The following is a 20723-nucleotide window of genomic DNA, read 5'->3' on the forward strand; positions in this document are numbered from 1 at the left end:
GTCAGTGAGACGACCCTGTAAAGGAGGGGGAACGGGGTGCGAGGCCTAAATTCGATCGTGCGCAAGCGCCTCTTTGCCGTTTTTATGATTGCGTTGTTCGTTTTTACAGCTTTGATGGGACGGCTCGCTTATGTTCAACTCTTTCAAGGGGTTTGGCTGACGGAAAAAGCGAAGGATCTGCAGAGCCGCATTGTTCCTTTTGAAGCGAAACGCGGGCGCATCCTTGACCGCAACGGGAAAAAGCTGGCTTACAATATCAGCTCCCCGACCGTCATGGCCATTCCGGCCCAAATTAAGAATCCGGTGAATACGGCCAAACAACTGGCACGGATCTTGCGCGCCCCTGAGGAGAAAATTTACGAGCAGATTACGAAACGCTCATTGAGTGTCTATATCAGGCCATGGGGAAGGAAGATTTCGGAAGATCAGGCGAAAGAGATTCAAGGCTTGAGGATGCCGGGAATCGTGGTCACAGAAGACAGCAAAAGATATTATCCCTATGGAAGTTTAGCCGCCCATATCCTTGGCTTTACGGGCATTGACAATCAGGGATTGGCAGGACTGGAGCTTGTTTATGAAGAGAGGTTGAAGGGGACGAAAGGATATGTCTCGTTCAGTGCCAATGTAAAGGGAGAAAAACTGCCTTTCGGAGAGGATCAGTTTACCCCTCCCCGAGACGGACTGGACTTGATGACAACCTTGGATTATACGATTCAAACGATCATGGAAAGGGAGCTTGATCAGGCAGTCGCCCAATATCAACCGGAAAACGCTCTCGCCATTGCCATGAATCCGAACACGGGTGAAATCCTGGGGATGGCGAGTCGTCCCACTTATCGTCCGGATGAATATCGGAGTGCAAATCCTCTCATCTATAACCGCAATTTGCCCATCTGGAAAACATATGAACCGGGATCGACGTTTAAAATCATTACGCTGGCGGCAGCTTTGGAAGAAAAGAAAGTGAACCTGAGACAAGGCTTTTCCGATCCTGGTTATATTACCGTCGGCGGCAGGCGGCTGCGTTGCTGGAAGGGAGGAGGACACGGTCATCAAACTTTCCTGGAGGTAGTGGAAAACTCCTGCAACCCCGGCTTTGTCACCCTTGGGCAGCGGCTTGGCAAAGAGACTCTGTTTTCCTATATCCGAGACTTCGGCTTCGGGCAGAAGACGGGGATTGATCTAAATGGAGAGGCCAAGGGCATTTTATTCCGGGAAAGCAGGGTCGGACCCGTGGAATTGGCGACAACGGCGTTCGGCCAGGGAGTTTCGGTCACACCGATTCAACAGGTCGCGGCGGTCGCGGCGGCCATCAATGGCGGGGATTTGATGGAACCGCATCTGGCAAAAGCCTGGCTCGATCCGGAAACAGGCGAGACGCTGGAAACGATTCAGCCAAAGAAATTACGGAAGGTCATCTCCGCGGAGACGTCCCAGACGATCCGGTATGCGCTGGAGAGCGTGGTGGCCAAAGGAACAGGACGGAAAGCATTTGTAGACGGTTACCGCGTGGGGGGGAAAACGGGGACCGCTCAAAAAGTGGGGCCGGACGGGCGATATCTGCAAAACAACCACATCGTGTCATTTATTGGATTTGCCCCGGCGGATGACCCTCAACTGGTCGTTTACGTAGCGGTCGATAATCCCAAAGGAATTCAGTTTGGGGGAGTGGTCGCCGCGCCCATCGTCGGCAATATTCTGGACGACAGTCTTCGTTATATGGGCGTGAAGAAACGAACCAACCAAATTGAACCGGAGGATACGCCTCTCGTGACCCCGATTGTATCCGTACCCAATCTGGTTGGCCAGGATATTGATAAAATTAAAGCCAGCCTGTACTCCTTCCCGCTCAAAGCTTACGGAGAAGGAAAGATTGTCATCGATCAAATTCCCGAGCCGGGAAAACGGGTGAAGAAGGGGTCGATGATAAAAATTTATTTGGGGAACAAATGAAATGGCGTGTAAACGTATGGGAAAAGACGAAGATTGATAATATTTCTGCCGCTTGTCAGGTGCACATGTTCCGCAAAATGTGTTAGAATCTTATTTGGCAAGAATCAAGAGCAACTTGCCAGACTACCGGTGTTTTCCGTCGATCAGGATGATGCTGCCTTGAGCAGTGGGAGCAGCAAGCTCCTGTTTCCGATTGATAGCGGCGGATTCATATAGTCGGGATCTTCTCGTGCCAGGAGCATGCCTGGCATTTTGTCTTGTCTCTTTCATTTTTTCGCATATAGAATGAAAAAGGGCCCGAGATTCTGGGATGAGGAGGTACAGCATGCGTTTAGAGGAGCTAATCCGGCCGCTCGTTTTACATACTGCATCCGGTGACCTTGGCACGGAAATCACAGGAATTCAAATCGATTCCCGTCAGGTAAAACCCGGGGACCTGTTTATCGCATTGCGCGGTTTTACCGTGGACGGTCACCGGTTTGTACCGCAAGCGGTGGAGAAGGGAGCTGCCGCCGTTCTCGTGGAGGAGCCTGTGACTGTTGATGTGCCTGTGGTGCGGGTTCCCGACACGCGACGGGCGATGGCAGTGGTGGCGGCTACTTTTTACCGTCATCCGACTCGTGAACTGAAGCTGATCGGGATTACGGGTACAAACGGGAAAACAACCACCTCCCATTTAATTCAACAGATTTTAAATGATGCCGGTCACCCGGCAGGTCTCATCGGCACGATTCAAATGAAGATTGGAGACCGTACTTTCCCGGTCAAAAACACAACCCCGGAAGTGGTTGATCTCCAGAGAAGTTTTCGCATGATGTGTGACGAGGGTTGTGAGTATTCTGTCATTGAAGCTTCTTCCCACGCGCTCGATCTGGGAAGGACACGCGGTTGTCAGTTTCATGCTGCCGTCTTTACGAATCTGACACAGGACCATCTGGATTATCACGGAACGATGGAGCGATATCGGGAAGCGAAGGGCCTGTTGTTCAGCCAGCTGGGAAACCGCTATGAAGATGACCCCGGTCAAAACTCTTATGCTGTCTTGAATGCGGATGATGAAGCTTCTGCTTATTTCGCCCGCATCACTCCGGCGCAAGTGATTACTTACGGCATCGAAAAGCCGGCTGATGTCCGGGCGCAAGACATCCGGATCACATCTTCCGGCACGGCATTCACCCTGCAAACTTTTCGGGGCTCGATCGATGTCGGGCTGAAGCTGATCGGAAAGTTCAACGTGTATAATGTGCTGGCCGCAACCAGTGTGGCTTTACTTGAAGGAATCGATCTCACGAGAATCAAACAGAGTCTGGAGTCAGTTTCCAGTGTGGACGGCCGCTTTCAACCCGTACAAGCAGGGCAGCCCTATACCGTGCTGGTTGACTATGCCCACACTCCCGACAGCCTGGAAAACGTCCTGGCGACCATCCGCGAGTTTGCTGAAGGGAAGGTCATCTGTGTCGTTGGCTGCGGCGGAGACCGGGATCGCGGCAAAAGACCGCTCATGGCGCAAATCGCCGCCAGGTACAGCGATCTGACGGTGATTACATCGGATAATCCGCGCACCGAAGATCCGGAGGCGATCATTGCGGATATGGTGGAAGGACTCAAGGAAGTGGAAAAAGACCGTTATGTGACGATTGTGGATCGAAAGCAGGCGATCTTCGATGCCATTCGCCAGGCCCAGCCGAAAGATGTGGTTTTAATTGCCGGAAAAGGGCATGAGACCTATCAGGAAATCGGCGGGGTTCGCTATGACTTTGACGACCGTGAAGTAGCCAGGGAAGCAATTCTGACTCATGAACTGAATGAGGGATAAATATGATGGAACGCAAGTGTGAGTGGATTGAGAAAGTGACAGGCGGTGAACTCGTCGGCGGGCCGTCAGACAGGCATTTGCTCGTCCGGGGGGTTTCCACGGATACCCGCCAACTCCAGCCCAATCAGCTCTATGTCCCGTTGGCGGGTGAAAAGTTTGACGGTCATCAGTTTATCGAACAGGCAATCACGCGGGGAGCGGCGGCCGCGCTGTGGAAAAACGACCGCCCTTTGCCGGAGAAGAGGGAAATTCCGTTTATTCTGGTTCCCGATCCTCTTGCCGCCTTACAGCGGTTGGCCGAAGCGTATCGCACGGAGTCGGGTGTTCCCATCGTGGCCGTGACGGGAAGCAACGGGAAAACGACGACCAAAGATTTGATCGCGGCCGTTTTGAGTGCGAAATATCGCGTGCATAAAACGATGGGCAACCTTAATAACCATATAGGAGTTCCCCTTACCCTGCTGTCCATGCCCGAACAGGCCGGTGTGGCGGTAGTGGAAATGGGGATGAATCATGCCGGTGAAATCGCCTTGCTCTCCAGGATGGCGAAGCCGGATGTGGCCGTGATCACCAATATCGGAGAATCCCATATGGAATTTCTTGGCAGCCGAGAAGGAATTGCCAAAGCGAAATTGGAAATAAAAGAAGGACTGCGTTCGGACGGGCCCATCATTTTCGATGGGGATGAACCGCTGCTCAATCAATTGCTGGCTGATGATCACCATCCGCACGTGCGCATCGGCTGGAAGACGGATGGGGACGACTCTCCCACAGAGATCGAGATGAGAGGCGTGGAGGGCTTTACTTTCCGCTCTGCCAAGCGACATACCCTCTTTCGACTCCCTCTCCTCGGCAGGCACAACATCAAAAATGCCCTGTTGGCTGTTGCAGTGGGGCGTCACTTCGGCCTGTCCGAAGAAGAAATTGCGGATGGATTGGCCAAGGTCCGGCTGACAGGCATGCGGCTGGAGTTAGAGAAGGCGAACAATGGCATGACCATCATCAACGATGCTTACAATGCCAGCCCTACTTCCATGCGGGCCGCTCTTGACCTGCTCGCTGAACTGGAGCCCCATCTGGAAAAATGGGCGCTGCTGGGCGATATCCTCGAAATCGGTAAAGAGGAAGAAAGTTATCATAAAGAACTGGGAGCTTATGCTGTCCAGAAGGGAATTTCCCGCATTTATACGATTGGCAAGCGTGGGCGGTGGATTTTGGAGGGTGCCCGCGCATCGAGTCCTGCACAGGACAGAATCATTCATCATTTCGCTTCTCTCGATGAAGCAAGCGAAGCTCTAGCGCAAGAGGGAAATCCAAGCGTATTGTTGCTTGTGAAAGCTTCACGTGCGGTTCAATTGGATCAGGTAGTAAAGAAATTAACTGAAGGAGAGTAGAGAAGCAAAAATGTATGATTTATTGGACCTTCGTATGATTCTCATCCCGCTCGCCGTTGCCTTCGGAATCGGCGTGCTCTTAGGACCGATGTTTATCCCGACGCTGAGGCGGTTGAAATTTGGACAGAGCATCCGTGAAGAGGGGCCGCAAGCGCACTTGAAAAAAGCAGGCACCCCGACCATGGGCGGATTGATCATCCTTACTTCGGTCGTGCTTACGGCCATTCCGTTCAGCAGCTGGGCGCTCTTGGAAAGCAGAGAGAAAGTGATCAACGCTGACCTGTTCTTTCTGCTGTTTGCCACACTCGGTTATGGAATTATCGGCTTTTTAGATGATTACATTAAAGTAGTGATGAAGAGAAGCCTCGGTTTGACTGCGAACCAAAAGTTATTGGGACAGCTTTTTATCGGTTTGGTCTTATTCTGGGTACTTCTTCAGGTTCGCGCGACTCAGCCGGATAAATTCATCTTTGAAGTGGCGATCCCGGGTACGGATTGGATCATTCAGCTCAACTGGCTTTATTTGCCGCTCCTGCTCTTCATGATGATCGGGACTTCCAACGCGGTAAATTTAACCGATGGCTTGGACGGCCTGTTAGCCGGAACGGCTGCCTGCGCGTATGGTGCCTACGCTATTATCGGGTGGTATCAAAGCAACCAAACGGTTACCATTTTCTCCATCGCCGTCGTCGGAGCTCTCCTGGGCTTTTTAGTTTATAACGCCCATCCGGCCAAGGTGTTTATGGGGGATACCGGCTCCCTGGCCCTGGGAGGCGGTCTGGCAGCACTGGCGGTGATTACGAAAACCGAGTTGCTGTTGCCGATTATCGGCGGGATTTTTGTGGTTGAGACGCTCTCGGTCATGATCCAAGTGACTTCCTTCAAACTTCGCGGGAAACGGGTTTTCCGCATGAGCCCGCTTCACCACCACTTTGAATTAGTGGGCTGGTCCGAGTGGCGGGTGGTTACCACCTTCTGGTTTGTCGGCTTTCTGCTTGCCGCATTAGGGGTCTATCTCGAGGTGTTCTTTTGATGAATAGGGATTGGAAATACTGGGAAAATCGTACGGTTGTGGTACTTGGCCTCGCAAGGAGCGGGTTGGCTGTTGCCAAACTGCTGCACGGGCTTGGGGCCAAAGTGGTTGCCAATGATTTAAAACCGCGTACCCAATGTCCCGAAGCAGGGATTCTCGAAGAGTTGGGAGTCCCTGTGATTTGCGGGGAGCATCCGGATGATTTGATTCATGATCACGTCGACCTTGTGGTGAAAAACCCGGGTATTCCCTACCGGGCCAAGCCGGTCAAACAGGCCTTGGCCAAAGGGGTCCCTGTCGTCACGGAAGTGGAGATCGCCGGATGGCTGTCGCAAGCTCCCATTGTTGGAATCACGGGCTCCAACGGGAAGACGACCACAACGACCCTCGTTGGGAAAATGCTGAATGCCGGTGGATTGAAAGCGGTGGTGGCCGGAAATATCGGACAAGCACTGACCGATGTGGTGCAGGAAGTAACGGCTGACCAGTGGCTGGTTGCCGAACTCAGCAGCTTCCAGTTGAAAGGTACGTTAAAGTTCCGGCCGAAAGCAGCTGCTCTGTTGAACGTGGTGCCCGCCCATCTGGATTATCATGAGACGATGGAAGACTATATCTTTTCGAAAAAGCGCATTTTCCAAAATCAAACTCCGGAAGATGTGGCGGTGCTAAATTTTGATTCGGAAGTTTGCCGGCAAATCGGTGAGTCCATCGCCGGCCGGATTTTATGGTTCAGCCGGAAAGAGCAGGTTGAGCAGGGAGTGTTCGTCTGCGGGGGATGGATCGTCGCCCGTCTGCCGGGACAGGCTGAACAAAAGATTTTACCGGTGAAAGAAATCGCACTGCGGGGAGACTTTAACCTGGAGAACGCGCTGGCTGCGACTGCCCTGGCTCTTTCTTGCGGTTGCCCCGTTTCCGCCGTTGAAGAAACCTTGCGAACCTTCCGCGGGGTGGAGCACCGGCTGGAGCATGTGGCGACCATTCAGGGAGTGCAGTATTATAACAACTCCAAAGCGACCAATGCCCAGGCGGCCATCCACTCCTTGCAATCATTTGAAGAACCGGTCGTTTTAATTGCCGGGGGGTTGGACCGCGGCGTTGATTTCAAGGAACTGGTTCCCGTCCTCAAGGAGCGGGTGAAAGCAGTGATTGCCTATGGCCAGACCAAGTCCATATTTATGGAACGGGCCAAAGAGGCGGGAATTGAGGAACGGCATACCGCCACGGATGTGACGGAGGCAGTCGGACTGGCCAGCCGCCTCGCCGGACCGGGAGATGTCGTGCTCTTGTCTCCTGCTTGTGCAAGTTGGGATATGTACACCTCTTTTGAAGAGCGGGGAAGCATATTTAAACAAGCTGTGCATAGTCTTCAAATATAGGAAAAGCTTGCCCAATTTTTAAGAGGTGAAAACGCCCATGAATAAAATGCGAACTTCTCCCGACTTTGTGATTGTAAGCGCCATTCTCCTTTTATTGGCGATCGGCGTGATCATGGTCTATAGTGCTAGCGCTTCTTTTGCATATCACAAATACGGAGATCCGTTTTATTTCGCAAAGCGACAATTGCTATTTGCCGCTTTGGGCGTTTTTTTGATGTTCCTGATTGCAAACCTCGATCCGAAAAAGTTGTACGAATGGGCTACACCCGGTCTTATATTCTGTTTTATTTTGCTGATCGTTGTGCTGATCCCCGGTGTGGGGATTTTAAGGAACGGTGCGCGAAGCTGGCTGGGCATCGGGGCATTCAGCATTCAGCCCTCGGAATTTATGAAATTGGCGATGATCGCATTCCTCGCCAAGACTTTTTCCCGGCCGGATTACCAAATAACGAAGTTTAGCACAGGCTTTTTGCCGGGGCTTGCTGTTCTGGGAGCCGCTTTTGCCCTGATCATGCTCCAGCCCGATTTGGGTACAGGAACAGTCCTGGTGGGCACAGGAATCGTCCTGATCTTTGCCGCGGGGGCGAGGATGAAGCATCTGTTTGGCTTTATCATGCTGGGAGTGGCCGGCTTTGTCGCACTGATTTTAGCTGCTCCCTACCGTATTCAACGGATTACCGCTTTTCTCAATCCGTGGCAAGATCCGCGTGGGGCGGGCTATCAGATCATTCAATCCCTGTATGCGATCGGTCCCGGAGGGCTGTTGGGAGCGGGCCTCGGTTTAAGCCGGCAAAAACATCTGTATCTCCCTGAGCCGCATACGGACTTTATTTTCTCCATCCTGGCGGAAGAATTGGGCTTTTTGGGCGCAGGGACAGTCATTATCTTATTCGCAGTGCTGGTCTGGAGGGGCCTCCGGGTTGCGATCGGAGCTCCCGATCTGTTTTCCAGCCTGGTCGCAACCGGGATCACTGCGATGATCATGATCCAGGCTGTCATCAATATCGGAGTCGTATCCGGTGCTTTTCCGGTAACGGGGATCACCTTGCCTTTCTTAAGTTACGGAGGGTCCTCACTCACCTTGACGTTGGTTGCCGTTGGTGTATTGCTCAATCTATCCCGTTTTACTCGACGGTAAGCATGAAGCGGAGGGGAAAATAAATGAAAAGAATTCTGCTGTCCGGAGGAGGAACCGGCGGGCATATTTATCCCGCCTTAGCCATTGCCAGAGCCGTGAAGAAGAGATATCCTGATGTAGAGATTGCTTATATTGGAACAGAAAACGGCCTGGAGTCCAAAATCGTTCCCAAAGAAGGAAACATCCGTTTTTACACAGTGGAGATCCAGGGGTTTAAAAGAAGCATCTCCTGGGAAAATGTGAACACGATTCGCAAGTTCATTCGTGCGGTGAAAAAATCAAAAGAATACATACAAGAGTTCCGGCCGGATGCGGTGGTTGGAACCGGTGGATATGTCAGCGGCCCGGCGGTGTATGCCGCCCATCAACTGGGGGTTCCCACTTTGATCCACGAGCAAAATGTGGTTCTGGGACTGACGACCAAATTTTTATCCCGCTTTGCCGATGTGGTGGCCATCAGTCTGGAGGAGTCACAAAAATATCTGACCCATGCACGCCGCATCGTTTTTACGGGTAATCCGAGGGCGACGGAAGTGGTACAAGCCAATGCCGCGGCAGGGAGAAAATCACTGGGGATTTCGGATCTTCATCGCCCCATCGTTCTCTTCTTTGGCGGCAGCCGGGGAGCCAAGGCGATCAATGAAGCTGTTTTGCAAATGATTCCCCGCATGAAAGAACTGCCCCAAGTTCAATTTGTCTACGTAACAGGAGAAATCCATTATGAAGCGATTCGTTCGCGCATCGGCCAGGATGAATGCCCCAATCTGGAAGTTCTCCCGTTTATTTACAACATGCCGGATGTGCTGGCTGCCACTTACCTGGTAGTGGCCCGGGCAGGCGCATCTACACTTGCCGAATTGACATCTTTGGGACTGCCGTCTATTCTGATTCCGTCCCCCTATGTCACGAACAATCATCAAGAAGCCAATGCCCGCTGGCTTCAGGAACAGGGAGCGTCCAAGATGCTTCTGGAAAGCGAGTGTACCGGTGAAAACCTGTGGGCAGAGGTGAAAAGATTGATTGAAAACCCTGAACTGCATCATGAGATGAGTGAAGCGGCTCGCAAATTGGGCCGTCCACAAGCAGCTGAGGTGTTGGTGGATGAACTGGAAAAAATCTCTCTTGCCGGAGTTCAATAAAAAAAGGTTCGAAGCCAGTGGGCATGCGTCACATAAAACGCTCACTGGCATAAACTATGTTAAACCAATCTCGGGTGGAAACAATCCGCACTTCATCGAGTGAGGAGGGACGACTGTGATCAACAAGATTTTAGCGGAATTAGCCACATGCGGAGTACAAGACGTGAGAGTCAATGAACCATTGTCCCGCCACACAACATGGAAAGTTGGCGGACCAGCCGATCTGATGATCTATCCCCATAACAAAGAAGAGTTAGAACGGGCCATGAAGATCGTTTATAAACATCAAGTGCCCTGGAGAGTCATTGGGCGTGGGTCCAATTTGTTGGTACGAGACGGAGGCATTCGGGGCGTTGTTTTTAAACTGGATGAAGGATTTAACTACTTCAGGGCAGACGGTCCCCGAATAACTGCAGGTGGAGGCTACTCTACCATTCTTCTGGCTTCGATGTCGGCCAAATACGGGCTGACCGGATTGGAGTTTGCCGGAGGGATTCCGGGGAATGTGGGAGGGGCTGTTTACATGAATGCCGGTGCGCACGGCTCTGAAATCTCTGAAGTCCTCTCCTCCGCCGAGATCCTCACCGAAAGCGGAGAATGGTTAACCCTTTCCAACGAAGAACTCAAATTTCGCTATCGTACCTCTATCTTGCAAAAGGAACTTCGTGGCATTGTGACGGAAGCCACATTTGAGCTGAAGATGGGGGATAAGAAGAAAATTGCTTCTGCACTGGCTAGTTTTAAGGATCGTCGAAGAAAAACACAACCACTTCAATTTCCGTGTGCCGGAAGTGTGTTCCGCAATCCTCCCGGGGATCATGCCGGAAGGCTGATTCAGGAAGCCGGGCTGAAGGGCTACCGGATTGGGGATGCGGAAGTATCGACGTTACACGCAAACTTTATAATTAACCGGGGACAGGCAACGGCAAACGATGTGCTGACACTCATTGAACACATCATCAAAACGGTTGAAGAAAAATTTTCCGTTACGTTAGAACCGGAAGTTCAAGTGGTGGGTGAAGGGTAATCGGAGGTGGCGTTTTGGAGCATTTCGTCATCAAAGGTGGAAAGCCATTGTCTGGTTCCGTTCGTGTTCAAGGAGCAAAAAATGCTGCCTTGCCAATTATGGCGGCCACTGTGTTATCCGGGGGGAAACACGAAATTGACGGGGTACCGGATCTAACGGACATTTCGACTATGTGCAAGATCCTTGAAGCGTTGGGAGCGAAAATCCGACGAACCGGTACCAAGATGGAGGTAAATACGAATTCCATCCAAATTTCCCACATTCCTGATGATTTGATGAGCCGGATGCGTTCCTCGATCTTTCTTATGGGCCCCCTCTTGGCTCGCTTAAACCGTGTCAGTGTAACAAGGCCGGGAGGATGTGCGATCGGCAACCGGCCGATTGATATCCATCTCAAAGGTTTAACCAAGCTGGGAGCGGAGATCCGGGAGGAAGATGGAGTCATTCATTGTTCGGCATCACATCTGACCGGCGCGGAAGTCGTACTCGACTTTCCGAGTGTGGGGGCCACGGAAAATGTGATGATGGCCGCGGTACTCGCCAAAGGGAAAACGACCATCATCAATGCGGCCAGGGAACCGGAAATCATCGACCTTCAAAATTTCCTGAATCAAATGGGAGCCAATATTCAAGGGGCCGGAAGTTCCGTGATCGTCATTCATGGAGTCAGGGAACTAAGATCCATCTCATACCAGATCATACCGGACCGCATTGTGGCGGGTACATTGGTGGCAGCAGCAGCGGCAACGGGCGGGGAAATGGTGCTGGAGCATGTGGTGCCGGAGCACTTGACCAGCGTTTTGGAGCTTCTGAAACGCGCCGGCCTGCAAATGGAGATCGAACGGGAACGCCTTTGGGTTCGAGCTTCCCGTCGTTTAAAGGCTCTTGATCATGTGGTGACTGAACCGTACCCCGGCTTTCCTACGGATATGCAGCCCCAGATGATGGCTTCGCTCTCTCTTGCCGAGGGAACCAGCCGATTGTCGGAACAAATATTTGAATCCCGGCTGAAACACGTGCCTGAATTGAGGCGGATGGGTGCGGATCTTCATATCGAGGATAACACGGTCATCATTCGCGGCCTCCCGAAATTGTGCGGTGCCGTGGTCACAGCCACTGATTTGCGTGCCGGAGCCGCTTTGGCCATTGCCGGGCTGGCAGCAGAAGGGACGACGATTGTAAAAGGTATTGAACATATCGACCGCGGATACTACCAGCTGGAAAATGTATTCAGCCAACTGGGCGCTGACATCACCCGCAAAAAGATAGACCCGTCTTCTTCTTAAACAGTAGCACTGAAGCAGTGCCGCTGTTTTTTCTGTTAAAAGCTCTTCTAACCTATTATATTTGTGGTAATATATAGGGAAGACTAAAGTAATTTTTGGATAGATAAAGCGGTATGGAGACGAAAGGAGAGTCCACCATGGAAGGGCGGGTTCCACCTTTTCGCTTGCGGGTAGGAAAAAAGCATTCCCCGTCTCCTTGGGCTTTCGGTTTCATCTTCTTGTTTTTTACGGGAATGTTGCTCATCCTGTTTTTGCGTTCCCCGCTCAGTGAAATTAAGGAGATTCAGATTTCGGGCAACCAACTGCTCTCGGAACGGGAAATACTCAGAAACACTCGTTTGATGAAAGGCGTTTCATACTTTCATGTCAACGCTGAAGCACTTGAACATGCTCTCGAAACATTGCCGGAGATCAAAGAGGCTCATGTAAGAAAAGTTTTTCCGAATAAGGTATACATACAGGTGAAAGAGGAGGCGTCCATCGCCTTTTTCAGAACTTCAGCAGGAACCGTTTACCCGGTCCTCGCTGACGGGTCCGTCCTGACTCACCGCCCGGTGTCACTGTGGAGGGAGGACAGGCCTGTATTCGAAGGGTGGACGGCATCCAGTCCTGCTTTTAAACTGGCAGCACAGAAGCTGGCCATGCTGTCAACCGGGATCAGAAGAGAAATCCGAGTGTTGAAACCCGTTGCTGACCACGAAGATCAGGTGCAAATGTTAACCAGGCGCCATCATCTAGTCTTTGTGAGAGCGGCTGATTTACACAAAAAAATGAGCTATTATCCCTCATTTAAAGACCATCCCCGCGGTACGCTGTATTTGCTTCAAAGCATATGGTTTTCACCTGAAACAAATCAGAACAGCTCATGAGGAATTCTTCTCAATCATTTGAGATTCCACAAGACTGAAGCCGCTTCAGGAGGCTTCGCACCGGGATGCTTGGGTAGTTAACGTTCTCCATCCATTTCTGCTTTGGACCACTCCCAAGTCCTTCTCAAGCAAGGACAAGCAGGGTTGTCGCATCATTCCGTTGCATCCGTTCTACAACGCTTGTTGCATTACGGCGGAACGCCTGAGAGCGAAGGAAATCCTGCGGATTGTCGGCGTTCTGGTCCTCTTCACTCACTCTCATGCCCATTCTGAGCGCAAGGAGTTTACCCGGTGGGAGAGATATGTTCACCGCCGGAAACCCACACCATGGCGTCAGGAACGATCCCAATGCCGGTGGAGGAACACGCTCATATGTTCGATTATACACAAAATTGGTTGCTCTTACCATCCCTTAAAAGGGGATGCCGGGCAAGTAACCTTTCTTTCACCCCGCGACCGAAATCTGCGGGCTTACAGCCAGTTATACTTTGACAGTAAAAATATACAAAACCGCGGGAGAGAAAAGTTGAGTGTTTAAAAGGGTTCAGCTTGCCTGCTGTTGAATTAGGTTTGTAAGTGATTTCCTTCGTATCCCTCTTTATTAAAAACAACATTCATGTCCTTCATCATGATATCGATCTCGGGCAAGGAGGTGCCCAGACTTGAGCACAGAAGAATTCATCATCAGCTTAGACATAGGATCCTCACAAGTACGCGTGATTGTCGCAGAAGTGAACTCAAACGGAACTACACAGATCGTGGGCGTCGGGACAGCAAAATCCAAGGGGATGAAGAAGGGAGCCATCATCAATATCGACCAAGCGGTACAATCTATCCGAGAGGCTGTGGATCACGCCGAGCGGATGGTTGGCATAGAGATTTCTGAGGTTTATGTGGGCGTATCGGGAAATCATGTCTCTTTGCAATCCAGCCACGGAGTGGTAGCGGTATCGAGCGAAGACAGGGAAATCGGCTTTCAGGATATCGACCGCGTGCTGCAAGCTGCTCGAGTCATTGCCTTGCCGCCGGAACGGGCCATCATCGAAGTGGTACCCAAACAGTTTATCGTCGACGGCTTGGACGATATACGTGATCCTCACGGCATGATCGGTGTTCGGTTGGAAGTAGACGCAATCATCGTGACCGGGACCAAGACGATTATTCACAATATGTTGCGTTGCGTCGAAAAAGCGGGCTTGAGCATTGCCGGAATGATTTTTTTACCTCTGGCGGTCAGTGAGCTGTGCCTGTCGACCGATGAAAAAAATCTCGGAGTTGTCATGGCTGATATTGGAGGCGGAACGACCACGCTGACCGTATTCCAACAGGGTCATCTGGTCGGAACTTCGGTCATCCCGATCGGCGGCGAATACATAACCAATGATATCGCCATTGGTTTGCGGACCCATACCGAGGCCGCTGAAGAAATCAAGTGCAAATATGGGGTTGCCAGCAGAGAACATGCATCCAGCAAAGAAACTTTTCAGGTAAAGACGATTGGCTCCAGCAGGGAGCGAACGGTCTCTCAGTTTGAATTGGCCCAAATCATCGAACCGCGTATCGAAGAAATGTTTCACTTGATCCGGCAACATGTAAAAGCGATGGGCTTTTCTGATGAACCTGCTGGAGGGTATGTCTTGACGGGCGGTGTGATGGCAACATCGCATATTATTCATGTGGCACAAAAACAATTGGGCACTGCCGTTCGGATCGCGACACCGAAGAATATAGGAATGAAGGAACCCTCCTATACCGGTGGCGTCGGGATGATTCAATATCTTCAAAAACGCGGCATTCCTCAGGCATCGGAATCCAGGCCGGCTCACCCTCCCCGTCAGAAAAAACAGCGGGGCCCTTCGCCGCTGGAACGAGTCAAAAATTGGCTGAGTGAATTTATCTAGTGCGTGTCGGCAATCGCTACATCCTTTCAGATTAAAAAATTAATGGAGGGACAAGAGATGTTGAATTTTGACTTGGATGATATTGAACAAATTGCCCAGATTAAAGTGATCGGTGTCGGTGGCGGCGGTAGCAATGCGGTCAACCGCATGATTGAAGCCGGAGTTCAGGGCGTGGAGTTTATTGCTGTCAATACCGACGCCCAAGCCTTAAACCGTTCCAAAGCCCCCATCCGGCTGCAAATCGGCGAAAAGCTGACCCGCGGCTTGGGAGCGGGAGCCAAACCGGAAATCGGAAAAAAGGCGGCCGAAGAAAGCCGGGAACAAATAGAGAATGTATTAAAAGGGGCAGACATGGTTTTTGTCACCGCGGGAATGGGCGGCGGAACAGGCACAGGAGCGGCACCTGAGATTGCTGCCATCGCGCGCGACCTGGGAGCTTTGACCGTGGGCGTGGTGACCCGGCCGTTTACGTTTGAGGGAAGAAAACGGGCCACCCAGGCTGAACAAGGGGTAGCCGCCCTGAAAGAAAATGTGGACACCCTGATTGTGATTCCAAATGACCGTCTGCTCGAAATTGTGGATAAAAACACACCCATGTTGGAAGCTTTCCGTGAAGCAGACAATGTGTTGCGACAGGGTGTGCAAGGCATTTCCGATTTGATCGCCGTTCCCGGGCTGATCAACTTGGATTTTGCCGATGTGAGAACGATCATGACAGAACGAGGTTCGGCACTGATGGGAATCGGTACGGCCACCGGCGAATCCCGCGCGGCGGAGGCGGCGAAAAAAGCGATCTGCAGCCCGCTCCTCGAAACCTCGATCAACGGGGCGCGCGGTGTCTTGATGAATATCACCGGCGGTACCAACCTCAGCTTGTATGAAGTGCATGAAGCTGCAGATATCGTCGCCTCTGCCTCCGATCCGGAAGTAAATATGATCTTCGGTGCCGTGATCAATGAAGACTTGAAAGATGAGATTTTGGTTACGGTCATTGCCACCGGCTTTGATCATAAACAACAGGAAAAGGCGGCGACTCAACAGCCGAGCAAAGGCAAAAGCAAACCGATTTTCAGTGCGGATCCAACCTATAAGAACGATCCGGTCTTTCATTCATTTGCGAAAGAGGAAAATAAGGTTGAGAAATCGCCCTTTGATTCCTATGCCAATTTGGAAGTTCCAACCTTCTTGCGCAATAAATTCGGGAAAAACAAATAATCTCAGACCAGTAATCCGGGTTCCGGCATGGTTCCCGGGTTTTTCTTTTGCTTTCAAAGTTGAAGATTCGACGAAAAAAGTCACTCTTTGCTGGCAAGTTTAGACAGACTTTGAAATAAAGATTAATATATACTAATCTCACTTCCAACAGGAGGAGGGAAAAGCTGAATGACCGTCTATGCGGATCTCATTTTCCTCCTCAATGGATGCATAGATTTTTTGCTGCTCTGGCTGACATCCGGGATTCGCAAACAGAAAACTTCGTACTGGCGGCTTTTGTTGGCGGCGATGGTGGGCGGCATCTATTCGATGCTCCACCTTTGGCCGGTATTTTCACTTGCCTACTTTTTTCCCGTTAAAATCCTGGTCTCGATGGTGATGGTATGGGTCGCTTACGGATTCTGCCATCCACTCGCCTATTTGAGAAATTTGGGAGTCTTTTATCTGGTGTGCTTTATCGCGGGCGGTGCGATGATCGCTCTTCATTATGTGATCACAGGTGACAGCCAGGTGGCGGGAGGAGTTTTTTTTACCCAATCATCTAAGGGATGGGGATCGCCCGTATCCTGGTTACTGATTTTGTTCGGTTTTCCGCTTGTCTGGGCTTATACGAGGTTTTCACTCCGTTCGCTCAATGAAAGGCAATCTGTTCATCAATTCCTCACCCGGGTCAAAATTTTCATCGACGGAAAAGAATTGGAGTGCACAGGTTTAGTAGACACCGGAAACCAGCTGCGCGATCCGATGACCCGTACACCGGTGATGATGGTGGAACTGGAGCGGATCAAATCCTGGATTCCTCACGAACTGAAGGAAATGGCAGAGGCAAATGACTGGGAAAAAGGCTGGCTGATGTTGCCGCCGGAGTGGATGGCAAGAGTTCGGGTGATTCCTTATCGGGCGGCCGGAAGCAAAGGAAACATGATGATTGCCTTTAAACCGGATCATGTACAAATTCTGCAAGAAAACAAGTGGAATAATGTTGACAGAGTTCTCATAGGTATAGATGTCGGACATCTGTCGTCCGACGGGACATACCAAGCGATTATTCATCCCTCTTGCTTGTCCGTTTGACCGTTTTTGCCGATCACAATTTTTTAAGGGGGGCCAACTGTATGATCGTCAGGTGGAAGCTTTTTTTGCAACTGTTCTGGTATCGGATTTTAATGCAAATGGGCTTAAAAGGGGAGGAAATTTACTATATAGGCGGAAGTGAAGCCCTGCCGCCTCCCCTCAGCCGTGAAGAAGAAGAGCATTTGCTGAATCGGCTGCCCAGCGGAGACACTGCTGTTCGAGCGATGCTCATCGAGCGGAACCTGCGCCTGGTCGTCTACATTGCGCGCAAGTTTGAAAATACTGGCATCAACATTGAAGATCTCGTTTCCATCGGCACCATCGGACTCATTAAAGCAGTCAATACTTTTGATCCAGGGAAAAAGATCAAACTGGCCACTTATGCTTCACGCTGCATCGAAAACGAAATACTTATGTTTTTGCGGCGCAATAACAAAATTCGCTCCGAAGTCTCCTTCGATGAGCCGCTCAATACGGATTGGGACGGAAATGAACTCCTTCTTTCCGATGTGTTGGGAACCGACAATGATACCATCTACCGGGATATCGAAGATGAAGTAGATAAGAAGATTTTGCGGACAGCTTTATCCAATCTCTCAGACAGGGAACGCAAAATTATGGTTTTGCGCTTTGGTTTGGACGGGGGAGAAGAGAAGACGCAAAAAGACGTGGCCGATCTTCTGGGAATTTCGCAATCTTATATTTCGCGTCTGGAAAAGAGAATTATTAAGAGATTGCGTAAAGAATTCAATAAAATGGTTTAATTTCTTGCTCATTATAAATTTCCCTGCTCAGGAGATACTTAACATGAATCCATCCTGAGGAGGACAGAATTCATGGCACGTAACAAAGTGGAAATTTGCGGCGTAGACACATCCAAACTCCCTGTACTGAAAAACCAGGAGATGCGCGAACTGTTCAAGGAATTGCAGGCCGGCGACCGCTCCGCCCGGGAAAAGCTGGTGAACGGCAACTTGCGTCTGGTGCTCAGTGTCATTCAACGATTCAACAACCGCGGGGAGTGTGTAGACGATTTATTCCAGGTCGGCTGTATCGGACTGATGAAAGCCATCGATAATTTTGATCTCAGTCAAAATGTAAAGTTTTCCACTTATGCAGTGCCCATGATTATCGGGGAGATCCGGCGTTACTTGAGAGATAACAATCCCATTCGAGTCTCCCGTTCACTCCGGGATATCGCTTATAAAGCTCTGCAAGTAAGGGATTCACTCACGAACCGTCATTCGCGCGAACCAACGATTCACGAGATCTCCGAGGTACTGAATGTTCCAAAGGAAGATGTGGTGTTTGCTTTAGACGCCATTCAGGACCCGGTTTCCCTGTTTGAACCTGTTTATCAGGATGGCGGCGACCCGATCTTTGTCATGGACCAGCTGAAGGACGACCGGACCAAAGATGTGCAATGGATCGAAGAAATTGCCTTAAAAGAAGCACTGGAGAGATTGAATGACCGAGAAAAAATGATATTATCCATGCGCTTTTTTGAAGGGAAAACGCAAATGGAAGTGGCGGAAGAAATCGGAATTTCCCAGGCACAAGTCTCCCGTCTGGAAAAAGCTGCGATCCATCAAATGAATAAATTTATTAATTGAGAAATCATTTGACCCAGTACGACTGGGTTTTTTTGTGCTTACATACACCGCGCTTCTCTCCCCTGGTTAGCAGGGAGGATACCCTTCCGCATGCCATTGCACGGGCACTGGATGGAGACGAACATTTTTCAACAGTGGGTTGCCTGAACTTGTTGACGATATCCAAAGCTTGTAAGAGTTTTGCGGACATTTCTCGGGTTCTCACGGATATCATTTGAGCCCGATCCGACCGGATTTGTTGTGCTTTGATATGAACATAATATTATAAAATAATTGAATTATTTGATTTAATATGATAGTTTGAGAATAACAAGTCCTCGGTTCACCGATGGGAGGGGCAAAGAATTGTTACCGGCAGATTGGTTGGTGATGGCACTCTATTTTGGGTTAATGGTCATCATCGGCATCTGGTCATTTCGTCAAGTGAAGGATACGCAGGATTTCTTCGCGGCGGGCGGTAAAATGCCCTGGTGGCTGTCCGGGATCTCTCATCATATGTCCGGCTATAGCGCAGCTGTTTTTGTCGCCTATGCCGGAGTTGCCTATGAATATGGGTTCACCCTCTATGTTTGGTGGGCGGTACCCATTTCATTGGCTGTTTTTCTGGGGGCCATTTATATTGCCCCCCGTTGGTCGCGTTTGCGGCAAAGATTGTCGGTTGAATCCCCGATGGAGTATTTGGCCGTCAGATACAATGTGCCAACCCAGCAATTGATGGCGTGGAGCGGTGTACTGCTGAAGATTTTTGACGTCGGAGCCAAATGGGCGGCCATCGCGGTCATATTAAATGTCTTTGCCGGTGTGCCGATCACGGCCGGTATTATCCTCTCCGGTCTGATTTCTCTTTTCTACATCACGATTGGCGGCCTGTGGGCCGATGCTTTGACTGATTTTGCCCAATTTGTCGTTCAACTGGTCGCCGGAGCGGCTATGTTTATCATCGTTGTGGATAAATTAGGGGGAATTCAGTCGATCCCGGGACTTTGGGATCGGTTGCCGCCGGAACACAGCGCTCCTTTTGCCGGTCCTTATACGATTGGATTTGTGCTCGCCTATTTATTGATCGGTTTTTTAAGCTACAATGGGGGAACCTGGAATTTGGCCCAGCGCTTTATCGCGGCACCAAAGGGATCGGATGCCCGAAAGGCGGCCTTTCTCTCCGCGGCGCTCTACCTCATTTGGCCGTTGATCCTGTTTTTCCCGATGTGGGCGGCCCCGCTTTTTTTTCCTTCACTGGAGGATCCGACCCAGTCGTATTCCGTCATGGCCAAAGAGCTTTTGCCGCCCGGATTGGTGGGGCTGGTGTTGGCTTCCATGTTTGCACATACGATGGCGATGACGACATCGGATGCAAATGCGATTACGGCTGTTGTCACCCGTGACATCATGCCGGTCATCTCCGGGAAGTTTCGCGGGTTGAAGGGAAAACCTGCCTTAAGAGCCGCACGGATCACCACGGTGGCATTCATTTTATTCACCTTGATTGTGGCGATGAATGCCGGCACTTTTGGAGGAATTTTGGACTTGTTGATCGTCTGGTTCGGCGCCCTGGTAGGCCCTGCGTCCGTTCCGATGATTTTGGGGCTTTTGCCGCTCTTCAGGCATAGTGATGCAACGGCGGCGATCGTTTCATGGGCCGGAGGGATCTCGGCATTTGCGGTGGTGAAATATGTGTTCGAGTCAGGCACTGCGACTACGGTTGCTGCTCCGGTGCTCGTATCCGCCATTCTGTTTATCCTCATTGGCTGGCTAAAACGGAAGCAGGAAGTGAAGCCTGAAGTCAGCGCTTTCATCGATTCCCTCAATGATGATTCAGAAAACGGCCATGCTTCGAACCGGAGTACGGACGATCGATCATCGACCCATTTCCCTTTCTGAGGGAATGGGTT

At 50.8% G+C, this 20723-nt stretch carries 16 protein-coding genes; all 16 read left to right on the forward strand.

The genetic code is table 11. The features are described 5' to 3' along the window. The first annotated feature begins 36 nt into the window (after positions 1-36). The 16 genes from BMW55_RS07630 (at position 37) to BMW55_RS07705 (ending at position 20712) form a co-directional block, all read left to right on the forward strand. On the forward strand, positions 37-1953 hold the full coding sequence (locus tag BMW55_RS07630) for a stage V sporulation protein D (RefSeq protein WP_483099581.1): 1917 nt from the start codon (positions 37-39) through the stop codon (positions 1951-1953). 325 nt (positions 1954-2278) lie between these two features. Continuing rightward, positions 2279-3769: a UDP-N-acetylmuramoyl-L-alanyl-D-glutamate--2,6-diaminopimelate ligase gene (locus tag BMW55_RS07635; RefSeq protein ID WP_089966932.1), complete on the forward strand. Its 1491-nt coding sequence runs from the start codon at positions 2279-2281 to the stop codon at positions 3767-3769. Positions 3770-3774: 5 nt separating this feature from the next. Then, positions 3775-5163, forward strand: coding sequence for a UDP-N-acetylmuramoyl-tripeptide--D-alanyl-D-alanine ligase (locus tag BMW55_RS07640; RefSeq protein ID WP_089967019.1), 1389 nt, complete (start codon positions 3775-3777; stop codon positions 5161-5163). A gap of 88 nt (positions 5164-5251) precedes the next feature. Continuing rightward, a complete protein-coding gene (mraY, locus tag BMW55_RS07645; RefSeq protein ID WP_425283828.1) occupies positions 5252-6196 on the forward strand; it encodes a phospho-N-acetylmuramoyl-pentapeptide-transferase in 945 nt (314 codons plus the stop codon). Next, on the forward strand, positions 6196-7572 hold the full coding sequence (murD, locus tag BMW55_RS07650) for a UDP-N-acetylmuramoyl-L-alanine--D-glutamate ligase (RefSeq protein ID WP_089966934.1): 1377 nt from the start codon (positions 6196-6198) through the stop codon (positions 7570-7572). The genes mraY and murD overlap by 1 nt, the downstream gene beginning before the upstream one ends. Before the next feature lie 37 nt (positions 7573-7609). Next, complete coding sequence (gene spoVE, locus BMW55_RS07655; RefSeq protein ID WP_089966936.1) at positions 7610-8710, forward strand: stage V sporulation protein E; 1101 nt, start codon at positions 7610-7612, stop codon at positions 8708-8710. Between the two features lie 23 nt (positions 8711-8733). Then, positions 8734-9849 (forward strand): undecaprenyldiphospho-muramoylpentapeptide beta-N-acetylglucosaminyltransferase, encoded by a 1116-nt coding sequence (murG, locus tag BMW55_RS07660; protein WP_089966937.1) that lies wholly within the window; start codon positions 8734-8736, stop codon positions 9847-9849. Positions 9850-9967: 118 nt separating this feature from the next. After that, positions 9968-10876, forward strand: coding sequence for a UDP-N-acetylmuramate dehydrogenase (gene murB, locus BMW55_RS07665; RefSeq protein WP_089967023.1), 909 nt, complete (start codon positions 9968-9970; stop codon positions 10874-10876). Between the two features lie 14 nt (positions 10877-10890). Then, positions 10891-12162 carry a UDP-N-acetylglucosamine 1-carboxyvinyltransferase gene (gene murA, locus BMW55_RS07670; protein WP_089966939.1) on the forward strand — a complete coding sequence of 424 codons (1272 nt, stop codon included), beginning with the start codon at positions 10891-10893 and terminating at the stop codon, positions 12160-12162. Between the two features lie 137 nt (positions 12163-12299). Further along, positions 12300-13031, forward strand: a complete 732-nt coding sequence (locus BMW55_RS07675) for a cell division protein FtsQ/DivIB (RefSeq protein ID WP_170839811.1) — start codon at positions 12300-12302, stop codon at positions 13029-13031. Between the two features lie 662 nt (positions 13032-13693). Next, positions 13694-14932 (forward strand): cell division protein FtsA, encoded by a 1239-nt coding sequence (ftsA, locus tag BMW55_RS07680; protein ID WP_089966942.1) that lies wholly within the window; start codon positions 13694-13696, stop codon positions 14930-14932. A 57-nt stretch (positions 14933-14989) separates the two neighbouring features. Beyond that, positions 14990-16147, forward strand: a complete 1158-nt coding sequence (ftsZ, locus tag BMW55_RS07685) for a cell division protein FtsZ (protein ID WP_089966945.1) — start codon at positions 14990-14992, stop codon at positions 16145-16147. A 168-nt stretch (positions 16148-16315) separates the two neighbouring features. Next, on the forward strand, positions 16316-17221 hold the full coding sequence (gene spoIIGA / locus BMW55_RS07690; RefSeq protein ID WP_089966947.1) for a sigma-E processing peptidase SpoIIGA: 906 nt from the start codon (positions 16316-16318) through the stop codon (positions 17219-17221). A gap of 41 nt (positions 17222-17262) precedes the next feature. After that, positions 17263-17985, forward strand: a complete 723-nt coding sequence (sigE, locus tag BMW55_RS07695) for an RNA polymerase sporulation sigma factor SigE (RefSeq protein ID WP_089966950.1) — start codon at positions 17263-17265, stop codon at positions 17983-17985. Positions 17986-18057: 72 nt separating this feature from the next. Continuing rightward, on the forward strand, positions 18058-18834 hold the full coding sequence (gene sigG, locus BMW55_RS07700; protein WP_089966952.1) for an RNA polymerase sporulation sigma factor SigG: 777 nt from the start codon (positions 18058-18060) through the stop codon (positions 18832-18834). Positions 18835-19179: 345 nt separating this feature from the next. Then, positions 19180-20712, forward strand: a complete 1533-nt coding sequence (locus BMW55_RS07705; protein WP_089966955.1) for a sodium:solute symporter family protein — start codon at positions 19180-19182, stop codon at positions 20710-20712. Positions 20713-20723: the final 11 nt, after the last annotated feature.

It is taken from the genome of Lihuaxuella thermophila, from assembly GCF_900110165.1.
Taxonomy (GTDB): domain Bacteria; phylum Bacillota; class Bacilli; order Thermoactinomycetales; family Thermoactinomycetaceae; genus Lihuaxuella; species Lihuaxuella thermophila.